This is a genomic window from Pseudomonas sp. CCI3.1 (assembly GCF_034313985.1).
In the GTDB taxonomy this organism is placed as follows: Bacteria; Pseudomonadota; Gammaproteobacteria; order Pseudomonadales; family Pseudomonadaceae; genus Aquipseudomonas; species Aquipseudomonas psychrophila.
In genome coordinates this window covers 1,893,868-1,907,578 of the sequence record NZ_JAVIWO010000001.1, presented here as the reverse complement: position 1 = coordinate 1,907,578, position 13,711 = coordinate 1,893,868, and the positions used below count along the sequence as shown (strand labels likewise).

Here is a 13,711-nt window from a genome sequence, read left to right as displayed (position 1 = left end):
CACGTACAGGTCGCCACATCCGTTAGCCTGGAGTTCAACACATGCATCCCCGCGTTCTTGAAGTCACCGAGCGTCTTATTGCCCGCAGTCGCGCAACCCGTGAGGCGTATCTGACGCTTATTCGCGGCGCCGCCAGTGACGGCCCGCAACGCGGCAAGTTGCAATGTGCCAACTTCGCCCACGGCGTGGCAGGGTGTGGCACTGAAGATAAAAACAGCCTGCGGATGATGAACGCCGCCAACGTCGCAATTGTTTCGTCATATAACGACATGTTGTCGGCGCATCAGCCCTACGAGCACTTTCCTGAACAAATCAAAAAAGCGTTGCGCGAAATTGGCTCGGTGGGCCAGTTCGCAGGCGGCACGCCGGCCATGTGCGATGGCGTGACCCAGGGCGAGCCGGGCATGGAGCTCAGCCTGCTGAGCCGTGAAGTGATTGCGCTGTCGACGGCCGTGTCGCTGTCCCACAACATGTTCGATGCAGCAATGATGCTGGGGATCTGCGACAAGATTGTGCCGGGCCTGTTGATGGGCGCACTGCGCTTTGGTCATCTGCCTACCATCTTTGTGCCGGGCGGGCCGATGCCGTCGGGTATTTCCAACAAGGAAAAGGCCGACGTGCGTCAGCGTTACGCTGAAGGCAAGGCCAGCCGCGAAGAGCTGCTTGAGTCGGAGATGAAGTCCTATCACAGCCCGGGCACCTGTACGTTCTACGGCACCGCTAACACCAACCAGTTGCTGATGGAGGTCATGGGCCTGCACTTGCCGGGCGCTTCTTTCGTCAATCCCTACACGCCATTGCGTGATGCGCTGACCCGCGAAGCCGCTCATCAGGTCACTCGCCTGACCAAGCAAAATGGCGACTTCACCCCGTTGGGCGAAATCGTCGACGAGCGCTCCCTGGTGAACTCCATTGTTGCGCTGCATGCCACCGGCGGCTCGACCAACCACACCTTGCATATGCCGGCGATTGCGATGGCCGCGGGCATTCAGCTGACCTGGCAAGACATGGCGGACCTGTCCGAAGTGGTGCCGACCCTGTCCCACGTGTATCCAAACGGCAAGGCCGATATCAACCACTTCCAGGCCGCAGGCGGTATGGCGTTCCTGATTCGTGAACTGCTGGAAGCCGGTTTGCTCCACGAAAATGTCAACACGGTAGCGGGCTTCGGTCTGAGCCGTTACACCCGTGAACCGTTCCTGGTAGACGGTGAACTGGTCTGGCGCGAAGGCCCGATCGAAAGCCTCGACGAGACGATCTTGCGTCCGGTTGCACGTGCGTTCTCGGCCGAGGGTGGCTTGCGGGTGATGGAAGGCAATCTTGGCCGCGGCGTGATGAAAGTCTCGGCGGTAGCGATTGAGCATCAAATCGTCGAAGCCCCGGCACGGGTGTTCCAGGATCAGCAACAACTGGCCGACGCGTTCAAGGCAGGTGAGCTGGAACACGACTTTGTGGCCGTGATGCGTTTTCAGGGCCCGCGTTCCAATGGCATGCCCGAGCTGCACAAGATGACGCCGTTCCTGGGTGTACTGCAGGATCGGGGCTTTAAAGTGGCACTGATCACTGACGGACGCATGTCAGGCGCCTCGGGCAAGATCCCGGCAGCGATTCATGTCAGTCCGGAAGCTTCGATCGGCGGCGCCCTGGCGCGGGTTCAGGACGGCGACATGATTCGCGTGGACGGCGTAAAAGGAACATTGCAACTGTTGGTGGATGAGGCAGAATTCGCGGCGCGCACCCCGGCAATCGGCACTCTGGATAATGCCGTTGGGTCCGGGCGTGAGTTGTTTGCGTTCATGCGTCAGGCTTTCAGTTCGGCCGAGCAGGGCGCGAGTACCTTTACCTCGTCTCTGGAAAATCTGAAATGAAGCTCGCACTGGTCGGTGACATTGGCGGAACCAACGCCCGGTTTGCGTTGTGGGATAACGACCAGCTGCGCTCGGTTCGTGTGCTGGCAACAGCTGATTTCGCCTGCCCGCAAGAAGCCATCAAGCTTTATCTGAGCGACCTGGATCTGGCCTTGGGTGCTGTAGGTTCGGTGTGCCTGTCAGTGGCAGGTCCCGTGAGTGGCGATGAGTTTCGCTTTACCAACAACCACTGGCGCTTGAGCCGGTCGGGGTTCTGTAAGGACCTGCAGGTCGACAATCTTCTGTTGATCAACGACTTCAGCGCGATGGCCCTGGGCATGACCCGGCTGCAACCTGAAGACGTACGCCAGGTGTGCCCTGGCATCCCGGATCCGACACGACCCGCCGTGGTTATCGGGCCGGGAACTGGGCTGGGCGTGGGCACCTTGCTGAACCTGGGTGAGGCACAGTGGATGGCCTTGCCGGGGGAGGGTGGTCACGTTGACCTGCCCATGAGCAACCCCCGTGAAGTGCAGTTGTGGCAGCACATCTACAACGAAATCGGGCATGTGAGTGCTGAAAGCATTTTGAGCGGCAACGGTTTGCCGCGGGTCTATCGGGCGATTTGCGCGGTGGATGGCCATACGCCGGTGCTGGACAGCGACCGTGCAATCACGGCAGCGGCCCTGGCCGGTGATCCGGTTGCCCTGCAGGTGCTGGAGCACTTCAGCTGCTGGCTGGGGCGTGTGGCGGGTAACAATGTGCTGACCATCGGTGGGCGTGGCGGGGTGTATATCGTGGGCGGTGTCATCCCGCGCTTTGCCGATATTTTCCTGGCCAGCGGCTTTGCCCGCAGTTTTGCCGACAAAGGGTGCATGAGCGACTACCTCAAGGGGATCCCGGTGTGGCTGGTGACAGCGCCGTATCCGGGATTGATCGGCGCGGGAGTGGCGTTGCAACAGGCATTTGGCTAAAAGCCATGCACACACTGTGGGAGCGGGCTTGCTCGCGATAGCGCAGGCATAGAGTCGCTTGCATCGCGAACAAGTCCGCTCCCACAGACGTGATAAAAACAATAAGGAACATCACTGTGAGCACTCCCGGCAAATCCATTTTGCTGGTCGATGATGACCAGGAAATTCGAGAACTGCTTGATATCTATCTCACCCGCGCCGGTTTTCAGGTGCGTACCGTGGGCGATGGGGCGGGCTTTCGTGAAGCACTTGATGGGGACGCAAGTGACCTGCTGATCCTCGATGTCATGTTGCCCGACGAAGATGGCTTCAGCCTGTGCCGATGGGTGCGTCAGCATCCACGTTTTGCCCAGATCCCGATCATCATGCTCACCGCCAGTTCAGATGAAGCGGACCGCATCATTGGCCTTGAACTGGGCGCCGACGACTACCTGGGTAAACCCTTCAGCCCCCGCGAACTGCTGGCACGAATCAAGGCATTACTTCGTCGAGCGCAATTTGCCAATACAAGTTGGGGCAACGAAGTGCTCGCTTTTGAGGAGTGGCGATTGAACACCGTGACCCATCGACTGTTTCATACCGATGGCGAAGAGGTGATTTTGTCCGGGGCCGATTTCGCGTTGCTCAAGCTGTTTCTGGATAACCCGCAACAGATTCTTGATCGTGACACCATCGGCAATGCGACCCGGGGCCGAGACCTGATGCCCCTGGACCGAATTGTCGACATGGCTGTCAGTCGCTTGCGCCAGCGTCTGCGCGACACCGACAAACCCCCCCGGTTGATTCGCACCGTTCGTGGCAGCGGCTATCAATTGGCGGCTCAGGTTTCGTCCGGCAATGACCTTTAATTTTCTGCGCAAATTGCACATGCCCCGCTCGTTGCTGGGGCGCATGTTGCTGCTGACGTTGCTGGCCATTTTGCTGGCGCAAACCCTGTCGAGTGCGATCTGGTTGTCGCAGTTGCGCACCACCCAACTTGAAGGGCTGGTCAACAGTGCGCGCAGCATGGCGCACTCGATGAATGCGACCGTGACCTACCTGCGTTCCTTGCCGCTGGCCTATCGACCACTGGTACTGGATCAATTGCGCAGCATGGGCGGAACACGGTTTGTCGTGAGCCTCAATGACAAGCCCCTGGACATGCCGGTATTGCCACCGACCCAGCGCAAGCAGGCCGTGCTGGACGCTGTGGACAAAGTGCTGCGCGAGGCGGTGGGGCCCAATGTCGACATGTCGGTGACATTCGTCAGCCCCCAAGACCTGCGCATTTTCAATGCGGGCCTGAAGCTCGATGAGTTGCCGCGCTCTTGGGCGCATTTTGCGTTGACACTTGAACCGGTCAATCCGCCGGTGCTGGTTACACAAATTCAGATGGTGCCCGGCGAGTGGCTGTATATCGCGTCCCTGTTGCCGCAGCCCTACACCAGCCTTGAGGAAGAAGGGCTGCCGGCATTGCAGGTGTGGTTTATCGTGCTTAGCAGCGTTTTTTTATTGTTGTTCATCGGCTTGCTGGTGCACTGGCAAAGCCGGCCACTCAAGCGTCTGGCCAGAGCGGCGCGAGATATGTCTCTGGGTGAAGAAGAGGTCAAACCGGTCGAGATCGGGGGTGGCAGTGAGGTGGTCGAGGTGGGGCGTGCCTTCAATAGCATGCGTGCTCGCATCAGCCGTTACCTGACCGAGCGCAGTCAATTGTTCAGCGCCATTTCCCATGACTTGCGCACGCCCATCACCCGCTTGCGCCTGCGGGTCGAACTGTTGGAAGACGAGCAATTGCAGCACAAGTTCGGCCGCGATCTGGATGAGCTGGAGATGCTGGTCAAAGGCGCTCTGCAATGCGTGAAAGATACAGATATTCACGAAAACATCGAGGCGGTGGACTTGAATCATCTGCTCGATTGTTTGATCGAACCCTATTTGCTCCCCCAAGGTAACGGTCGTGTAACGCTGCAGGGGCGGGCCCTCAGGCCTTACCCGGGCAAGCCACTGGCGCTGCGCCGCTGCATGGGCAACCTGATCGACAACGCGCTCAAATACGGCAACAACGCCCACTTGCGTATCGATGACAATGACCAGGCCTTTGTGCTCACCGTCGATGACGAGGGGCCGGGCGTACCTGAACAGCGTCTGGAGCAAGTGTTTGAGCCTCACTTCCGCCTGGCCGGGCAGCAGCAGGGTTACGGGCTGGGGCTTGGAATTGCCCGCAGCATTGCCCATAGCCACGGCGGTGAAGTGAGCTTGCAAAACCTGCGTGTAGGCGGTCTGCGGGTCACTTTGTACTTGCCGCGAAATGGCGACTGATCGACTGGCTCGCCTGTTCGGCACTGATGGGCAGCAAGGGTTCCAAAGGGCGCTCGGGTGTCTCTTCAATCAGGGGTTTGGGCAGTCGGTGACTGCTCATCGCAGCGTTAATACGGTTTTCGCGCACCCGCCTGCTGGTCTGGCTGAAGTGCTGCTGCAGTTTTTCCATGGCGATGTCATAGGGCTCGTTGCACAGGGTTAACTGCCTCTCGCGCTCTTGCAGCGCCAACCGCTTGGCTTCGTCATCGCCATACCGATCAACACGAAAACTCTTGCTCAGGTTGTAACCGTGAATGCGGGATGTCGCGCGCCAGTAATGGATATGGTTGGCGTGCACCCGATAGACCCCGGGGTGCCCGCTGGTGTTGTGGGAAGTCAGGCGCTGGCGATTTTCATAGGTGATGGCCTGGGGCATTGTCAGCACCAACTGGTCGCGCACGTTTTCGGCCGCCTTCAATGCAGCAGCCTCGCCGCCATACTCCGCGAAGTCGAAGTGGTGGACATGTACCTTGCCTGAGCGCCGGATATCCAGCTTCCAGGCGTAGCGGCAGCCGTCCGGGTATTCAAGCACGCAAATGAAGCAGTGGTTCTGGGCCGTTTTGCGATATTTTTGCATGAGTCTCATCTCCTGATGGGGGCCGGCATCCGTTCTTGAATCGTGGCGATGTGTTGCAGACTCGCTGAAGTTTTTTACAGGTTCAACGTGGGAAAACGACTTCGGGATGCGTCCTACAAGCAACGCGGAAAATACCTTACTTGTCTGTAAGGCCCTGTTTAGGGCTTACAGGAAAGCAGAGTCAGACATAGTTGAAAAATCGTCGGCACCAACGATCCTTCCGGTCCAATGTCACCAGGCTGTGACATTTGAGCGTCTCTTCGTTACGTGCGAGCAGGCGGTGATGGATACACTCTTTAGCAGCGCAAGCAAAAAGACTTGCACAGCTATAACAACAAGAAAGGTCTAGACATGAATTCATTCAATCGCCTCGCCGTTGTCATTTCTCTAGCTACATTATTCCCCCTGGGTGCTTATGCCGCCGCCCCTGCCGATTCCAAAGGCACGGTTGAAGTGGTGCATTGGTGGACCTCCGGTGGTGAGGCCAAAGCGGTTGATGTGCTTAAAAAGCTGATTGAAAAAGACGGTTACACCTGGCAGGACAGTGCCGTGGCAGGCGGTGGCGGTGCCGCCGCCATGACCGTGCTTAAAACCCGAGCCGTCTCCGGCAATCCGCCTTCCGCAGCACAAATCAAAGGCCCTGACTTGCAAGAGTGGGGCGCACTCGGTTTGTTGACTAACCTCGATGAGGTTTCCAAGGCCAATCACTGGGACACCCTGCTGTCAAAAACCGTGTCCGATACCATGAAATATGACGGTCATTACGTGGCTGTACCGGTGAACATTCACCGGGTTAACTGGTTGTGGATCAACCCCGAAGTGTTCAAAAAGGCAGGCATCGACAAGGCGCCAGCCACCCTTGATGAACTCTACGCGGCAGGCGACAAACTCAAGGCCGCGGGCTTTATCCCTCTGGCCCACGGTGGTCAGCCGTGGCAGGACAGCACGGTCTTTGAAGACCTGGTGCTCAGCGTCATGGGGCCAGAAGGCTACAAGAAAGCCTTCGTCGATCTTGACGAGAAAACCCTGACCGGCCCGCAAATGGCTGAAGTCTTTACTCACCTGAAAAAACTGCAGGGCTACATGGACCCGGATGGCACCGGTCAGGACTGGAACCTGGAAGCCGCCAAGGTGATCAGCGGCAAGGCCGGTATGCAGATCATGGGTGACTGGGCGAAAAGCGAATGGGCTGCTGCGGGCAAAAAGGCGGGCACTGATTTCGAGTGCGTGCCGTTCCCGGGCACCAAGGGCAGTTTTACCTACAACATCGACTCGCTGGCGATGTTCAAGCTGTCCGCCAAAAACAACACACCTGGCAACATCGCCGCGCAAAACGACGTGGCCAAAGTCGCGCTTGAGCCTGAGTTCCAGTACGTGTTCAACCAGAACAAAGGCTCGATCCCGGTACGCAGTGACCTGGACATGAGCAAGTTCGACAGTTGTGGCCAGGCGTCTGCCAAAGACTTCGCCGACGCGGGCAAGGCCAACAGCCAACTGCCAAGCATGGCGCACAACATGGCCACTTCTCTGGCCGTACAAGGCGCGATTTTCGACACGGTCAGCAACTTCATGAGCGACAAGAATGCTGATCCGGCCACAGCCGGTAAAAAACTTTACTCGGCCATCAAGTCCGCACAGTAATTCGTTGATCTGACCTGCCACGCTCACGCGTGGCTCCCCCTTGCCCCTGGTTGTGCGGCATCTGCGTTTGCAGATGCCGGCATACCCTATCGGGAGTATTTCGATGAGTTCCGTGGCTGTGTTCAGCAAGGCCTCGCCGTTTGATGCGCTGCAACGCTGGTTGCCCAAGCTGGTCCTGGCACCGAGCATGCTGATCGTATTGGTTGGCTTTTATGGCTACATTTTTTGGACGTTTCTGCTCTCGTTCACCAACTCGAGTTTTATGCCCAGCTACAAATGGGTTGGTTTGCAGCAATACGCACGACTGATGGACAACGACCGCTGGTGGGTCGCCAGCAAAAACCTGGCGGTTTTTGGCGGGATGTTCATTGTCATCAGCCTGGTGATCGGCGTGTTCCTGGCCATCCTGCTCGACCAGCGGATTCGTAAGGAAGGCTTCATCCGCACGATTTATCTGTACCCGATGGCGCTGTCGATGATCGTTACCGGTACGGCCTGGAAATGGCTGCTCAACCCGGGCCTGGGTCTGGACAAAATGCTCCGTGACTGGGGCTGGGAAGGCTTTCGCTTTGACTGGCTGCTGGATCAGGATCGGGTGGTGTACTGCCTGGTGATCGCAGCGGTGTGGCAGGCTTCGGGGTTTGTGATGGCGATGTTTCTGGCCGGATTGCGCGGGGTCGACCAGTCGATCATTCGTGCTGCCCAGGTGGACGGTGCGAGCTTGCCGACCATCTACCTGCGCATCGTGTTGCCGAGCCTGCGTCCAGTGTTTTTCAGCGCCTTCATGATCCTTGCGCACATTGCCATCAAGAGCTTCGATCTGGTGTCGGCAATGACCGCCGGTGGCCCGGGATATTCCTCCGACTTGCCAGCCATGTTCATGTATTCCTTCACCTTCAGTCGTGGGCAAATGGGCATTGGTTCTGCCAGTGCGATCATGATGCTGGGAGCGATTCTGGCCATCCTCGTGCCGTATCTGTATTCCGAGCTGAGGAATAAACGCCATGACTAATATGACAAGCGGCATCGGCGCGTCCCGATTCACCATCAGCCGCGTGACCATTTACGCCACCTTGATTCTCGCTGCAGCGGTCTACTTGATCCCTTTGGTGGTGATGCTGCTCACCAGCTTTAAAAGCCCGGAAGACATCCGCACCGGCAACCTGTTGAGCTGGCCGCAAGTGATTGACGGCATTGGCTGGATCAAGGCCTGGGACACTGTGGGCGGGTATTTCTGGAACTCGGTCAAGATCACCGTGCCTGCGGTTTTGATCTCGACCTTTATCGGGGCCATGAACGGATACGTGCTGTCGATGTGGCGTTTTCGCGGCTCACAGCTGTTTTTTGGCTTACTGCTGTTCGGCTGCTTCCTGCCGTTCCAAACGGTGTTGCTCCCTGCCTCGTTCACCATCGGCAAGCTTGGGCTGGCGAACACCACCACCGGCCTGGTGTTGGTGCACGTGGTTTATGGCCTGGCCTTCACCACGCTGTTTTTCCGCAACTACTACGTGAGCATCCCGGATGCGCTGGTCAAGGCAGCACGGCTGGATGGCGCGGGTTTCTTCACTATTTTCGGGCGGATTCTGCTGCCGATGTCGGTGCCGATTGTGATGGTCTGCCTGATCTGGCAGTTCACTCAGATCTGGAACGACTTTCTGTTTGGTGTGGTGTTTGCCAGTGGTGATGCGCAGCCGATTACGGTGGCGCTCAACAACCTGGTCAATACCAGCACCGGCGCCAAGGAATACAACGTTGATATGGCTGCGGCCATGATCGCGGGGCTGCCGACGCTGCTGGTTTACATCTTTGCGGGCAAGTATTTTCTGCGCGGGCTGACGTCCGGCGCGGTCAAGGGGTAAGGCATGGCTACTCTCGAATTACGCAACGTTAACAAGTCCTACGGCAAGGGTTTGCCCGACACGCTGAAAAACATCGAGCTGAAAATCGATGATGGCGAGTTCCTGATTTTGGTGGGGCCTTCGGGCTGCGGTAAATCGACCTTGATGAATTGCATCGCCGGTCTTGAAACCATCAGCGGCGGGGCGATTCTGGTGGACGATGCCGACATCAGCGGCATGAGCCCCAAGGACCGTGATATCGCCATGGTGTTTCAGTCCTACGCGCTGTACCCGACGATGAATGTGCGGGACAACATCGCCTTCGGCCTCAAGATCCGCAAAATGAGCGCTGCGGCAATCGATGAAGAAGTGGCGCGGGTGTCCAAGCTGCTGCAAATCGAACACTTGCTGACCCGCAAGCCCGGGCAGTTGTCCGGTGGTCAGCAACAGCGCGTGGCCATGGGCCGGGCACTGGCGCGTCGGCCCAAGATCTACCTGTTTGACGAGCCGCTGTCCAACCTCGATGCCAAGCTGCGAGTCGAGATGCGCACCGAAATGAAACTGATGCACCAGCGTCTGAAAACCACCACCGTCTACGTCACCCATGACCAGATCGAAGCCATGACCCTGGGCGACAAAGTGGCCGTGATGAAAGACGGGATCATTCAGCAGTTCGGTACGCCCAAGCAGATCTACAACGACCCGGCCAACCTGTTCGTGGCCAGCTTTATTGGCTCGCCGCCGATGAACTTTATCCCCCTGCGGTTGCAGCGCAACGAAGGTCGCTTGTCGGCCTTGCTCGACAGCGGCCAGGCGCGCTGCGAGTTGCCGCTGAGCATGCAGGACGCGGGGCTTGAGGATCGTGACGTGATTGTGGGCATTCGCGCCGAGCAGATTGTACTGGCACCCTCGGAACCCAATGGCCTGCCGGTCATTCGTGCCGAAGTGCAAGTCATTGAGCCTACCGGCCCGGACACCCTGGTTTTTGTGAACCTGAACGGGAGCAAGGTCTGCTGCCGAATGGCCCCTGATGATGCGCCTCAGGTCGGCCAGAGCCTCAATTTGCAGTTCGATCCAGCCAAAGTGCTACTGTTTGATGCGAACACGGGCGAGCGTCTGGGTGCGATGAGTTCGCCCCAGGCCCACGGCCGGGCTGATAACGTGGCGCAATTCAAGGGTCGTTAAGTCAACAGGGAGCCTGTTACCGGGCCTCCTTGGGTGGTGCCGCGTTATAGAAAGCCAATAAGAAAACAACGAGGATTAAAGGGATGACTAACAGAATGACCCGTACCCGTCTGGCCTGCCAGCTATCGGCGATTGTCGCGCTAAGCCTGGGTGCAAGCAGTGTCTACGCTGACGAAGCGTTCAGCGCTGACTCGAAATGGATGACCGGCGACTGGGGCGGTGAGCGGACCAAACTGATCGAGCAGGGTATCGACATCAAGGCCGATTACGTCGGTGAAGTCGGCGCCAACCTGCATGGCGGTTACAACGACAGCAAGACGGCGCGTTACAGCGACCAGTTTGGCCTGGGCGTAGCGCTGGATCTGCAAAAGCTGTGGGGCTGGGACAATACCCAGGCCAAGATCCAGCTCACCAACCGTAATGGTCAGAACATCTCCAATGACCGTATCGGCGACCCGCGTGCCGGTACCTTGAGTTCCTCGCAGGAAGTCTATGGCCGTGGCCACATGGTGCGTTTGACCCAATTGTGGATTCAGCACCAGTTCCTCGACGGCAAGCTGGACGTCAAGGCCGGTTACTTCGGTGAAGGCGAAGACTTCAACACCTTCCCGTGCGAATTCCAGAACCTGGCGTTCTGTGGCTCCCAGGTGGGTAACTGGGCCACCAACGTCTGGTACAACTGGCCGGTCAGTCAGGCTGCATTGCGGGTGAAATACAACATCACCCCTGAACTGTATGCCCAGATCGGCGCGTACAACCAGAACCCGTCGCAGCTGGAGCACGGCAACGGCTTCAAACTCAGCGGCAGTGGCACCAAGGGTACCGTGCTGCCGGTTGAACTGGTCTGGTCGCCGAAGCTTAATAACCTGCCGGGTGAATACCGTGTCGGTTACTACAAGAGCACGGCGCCTGCCGATGACGTGAAGGTCAATATCACCAATGATGGTGAAGACTACCGCGTACGCGACAGCAAGCACGGTTACTGGTTTGTCGTGCAACAGCAGCTCACCAGCCACAACGGAGACGCTTCGCGCGGTTTGAATATTGCGGCCAACGCTACTTTTCATGACAAGGCCACCAACATCGTCGACAACTACCAGTCGCTGATGTTTGTGTACAAGGGCCCATTCGATGCTCGTCCCAAGGATGACATCGGTATTGGCGCCGCCCGTATCCACGTCAACGATGACGTGAAGAAAAGCGCCGAGCAGATTAATGCTTCGCTGGGTGTCACCGATTACAACGATCCGCTGTACTCGCCGCTGCGCACCACCGAGTACAACTATGAAATCAACTACGGTTTCCACGTGACCAACTGGCTTACCGTGCGTCCTAACTTGCAATACATCACTCACCCGGGTGGTGTGGACCAGGTAGACAACGCATTGGTAGCCGGGCTGAAAATTCAGTCTGTGTTTTAGTCCTCTTGCGCTAAGCTCCTTGCTTTTCTAGCGGATAGCCTTGGCTATCCGCTTTTTTTCGGGGCTGCACACCCCAGCGCATGATTTTCAGGACTGCGGCACATGCATGAGCATCCGCTTCACCGTTTTTTCAAATCCAAACGCGAACAGCCGATTTTCCAGTGGGAGCGCTTTCAACTGCGCGATGTGCTGGTGATCGATCACCCCCATTGCCAGGCGGTGTTCAGTCGTCAGGGTGCGCAACTGCTGCACTTTCAGCCGACCGGGCAAAAGCCGTGGCTGTGGTGCGCAGCCAAATGGCCGCAGGTGGGCGCGATACGCGGCGGGGTACCGATTTGCTGGCCGTGGTATGGCCGCCATCCCAGTGAAAACGCGTGGCCATCCCATGGTTGGGCGCGGTTGATTGACTGGAAACTGCTCGACAGCAGCACTGACGAAGACGGTGTGACCCTGCACTGGCGTTTGCAATTGTGCGACTGGCAGGTCGATTTGCATGCGCGGTTGGGCGAAGACATGGAATTGCGCTTGAGCACCGAACATCAGGACGACGAGCCTTGCCAGGTCAGCCAAGCTTTACGGGCTTACTGGCGTATCGGAGATGTCGCGGAGGTAGCGCTGTCCGGTCTGGATGGTGTTCACGGCTACGATCAGTTGAACCGTAAGGTTTGCCAGCAGAAGGGTGAATTGCGGGTGGAGGGTGGTTGTCAGCGGGTGTTTCAGCATGACGGCGAAATGCAGCTCAATGACCACGCCTGGCAAAGGGCGTTAAGCATTGATACGGGTGATCAAGCCAACACCGTGGTTTGGCATCCGGGCAAGCGGCCGTTGCTGGGTGTGAGCTGGAGTGAGGTCATGGGCTTTGTGTGCGTGGAGTCCACCAGCGGAGGCATCCACAACCAAACCCTGGCGCCGGGCGAACAGGCGCATTTGAGTTTGCAAGCGCGGGCGAGGCTGGTGGGGGCTTGAGGCTGCAATCGTTCAGGTTGCCAGGTTGATTGAGCAAGCCGTCAGGCATTGACTTTATGCCCGGCGGTACTCTCTGTTGAGGTGGGCGCAACGACATGGGGCTAGGCTGAAAAGGCTACATTCAAAAAGAGTTAGACCTCTGGTTATCAACGTTCTATGTGCTACATAGGAGATATCCCATGTTCAACACTCATGGCGCCTTACATCGCAATACACCGCAACTTACGGTCAAGGATAATCGCAGTTTGGTTATCCGCAATGTCCGCTACCACCGTCACCCCGATACGCTGCCCCTGACCGATGAGAGAATCATTCGACACCAATACGCTGCCCGTGGAGAACGTGTGCAGAGCATTGATCCGCGACTGTTTGCCTTGCGGCAAGCCGATACAAGGGTTAATCCCAACATTGTTTATGTGTCGTCACTGGGTGGCAATGTACTGCGCACTGACAGTGTGGATGCCGGGACCACCGTCATGTTCAACGACGCTGCCGGGCGTCCGTTGTTGAGCCTTTCTGCTACGGGGCTCAAGCGCATTTTTGGATATGAGGGCAATGGTCTGTCGGGTCGCCTGCTGGATATTACCGAGCAGGGGAAGGGCGAAACGGCCCGAGTGACAGAGCGTTTTTTGTGGGCGGACAACACTCAGACGCAGCAGGATCGCAATCTTGTCGGGCAATGTGTGCGCCATTACGATACCGCCGGGCTTGATCAGATCAACAGCATCGCCCTGACGGGTATGCTGCATCGGTTAGCCGTCAACTGATGAAAGCGCATCATCACGCTGACTGGCAGGCCGCTGACGAACCCGCCTGGGAAAACCTGTTGGCCCCCATTCTATTCACTACCCGCACTACCTTTGATGCGGCGGGCAGCTCCCTGATCCGGACCGACGCCTATGGCAACGTTCAACGCCAGGCATAC

General features: G+C 57.8%; 12 protein-coding genes. 11 read left to right on the top strand and 1 reads right to left on the bottom strand.

Features of this window, described 5'->3' with window-relative positions; genetic code table 11:
- Positions 1-41 precede the first annotated feature (41 nt).
- From edd to RGV06_RS08705, 4 genes are all read left to right on the top strand, one after another.
- Positions 42-1,868: a phosphogluconate dehydratase gene (edd, locus tag RGV06_RS08720; protein WP_322149821.1), complete on the top strand. Its 1,827-nt coding sequence runs from the start codon at positions 42-44 to the stop codon at positions 1,866-1,868.
- On the top strand, positions 1,865-2,821 hold the full coding sequence (locus tag RGV06_RS08715) for a glucokinase (RefSeq protein WP_198820977.1): 957 nt from the start codon (positions 1,865-1,867) through the stop codon (positions 2,819-2,821). The genes edd and RGV06_RS08715 overlap by 4 nt, the downstream gene beginning before the upstream one ends.
- Before the next feature lie 116 nt (positions 2,822-2,937).
- Positions 2,938-3,669 carry a response regulator gene (locus RGV06_RS08710; RefSeq protein ID WP_019822322.1) on the top strand — a complete coding sequence of 244 codons (732 nt, stop codon included), beginning with the start codon at positions 2,938-2,940 and terminating at the stop codon, positions 3,667-3,669.
- Positions 3,659-5,119, top strand: coding sequence for an ATP-binding protein (locus tag RGV06_RS08705; protein WP_019822324.1), 1,461 nt, complete (start codon positions 3,659-3,661; stop codon positions 5,117-5,119). Before RGV06_RS08710 ends, RGV06_RS08705 begins: the two co-directional genes overlap by 11 nt.
- Here the strand turns inward: RGV06_RS08705 and RGV06_RS08700 are convergent.
- Entirely contained in the window at positions 5,088-5,735 is a 648-nt protein-coding gene (locus tag RGV06_RS08700) for an AP2 domain-containing protein (RefSeq protein WP_019822326.1), read from the bottom strand. The genes RGV06_RS08705 and RGV06_RS08700 overlap by 32 nt on opposite strands.
- 351 nt (positions 5,736-6,086) lie before the next feature.
- Here RGV06_RS08700 and RGV06_RS08695 point away from each other — a divergent pair, with 351 nt between their 5' ends.
- The 7 genes from RGV06_RS08695 to RGV06_RS08665 all read left to right on the top strand — a co-directional run bounded on the left by RGV06_RS08695 (position 6,087) and on the right by RGV06_RS08665 (position 13,553).
- Entirely contained in the window at positions 6,087-7,376 is a 1,290-nt protein-coding gene (locus tag RGV06_RS08695; RefSeq protein WP_198820979.1) for an ABC transporter substrate-binding protein, read from the top strand.
- Positions 7,377-7,479: 103 nt separating this feature from the next.
- A complete protein-coding gene (locus tag RGV06_RS08690) occupies positions 7,480-8,388 on the top strand; it encodes a carbohydrate ABC transporter permease (protein ID WP_019822330.1) in 909 nt (302 codons plus the stop codon).
- A gap of 1 nt (position 8,389) precedes the next feature.
- The gene (locus RGV06_RS08685; protein WP_322151861.1) at positions 8,390-9,235 is read left to right on the top strand and encodes a carbohydrate ABC transporter permease; all 846 of its coding nucleotides are present in this window, start codon (positions 8,390-8,392) and stop codon (positions 9,233-9,235) included.
- 3 nt (positions 9,236-9,238) lie between these two features.
- Entirely contained in the window at positions 9,239-10,399 is a 1,161-nt protein-coding gene (locus tag RGV06_RS08680; protein WP_019822334.1) for an ABC transporter ATP-binding protein, read from the top strand.
- 83 nt (positions 10,400-10,482) lie between these two features.
- Positions 10,483-11,820 carry a carbohydrate porin gene (locus tag RGV06_RS08675; RefSeq protein ID WP_037031629.1) on the top strand — a complete coding sequence of 446 codons (1,338 nt, stop codon included), beginning with the start codon at positions 10,483-10,485 and terminating at the stop codon, positions 11,818-11,820.
- A gap of 102 nt (positions 11,821-11,922) precedes the next feature.
- Positions 11,923-12,786, top strand: coding sequence for a D-hexose-6-phosphate mutarotase (locus RGV06_RS08670; RefSeq protein WP_019822337.1), 864 nt, complete (start codon positions 11,923-11,925; stop codon positions 12,784-12,786).
- Between the two features lie 179 nt (positions 12,787-12,965).
- Entirely contained in the window at positions 12,966-13,553 is a 588-nt protein-coding gene (locus tag RGV06_RS08665; protein WP_052750670.1) for a hypothetical protein, read from the top strand.
- Positions 13,554-13,711 lie beyond the last annotated feature (158 nt).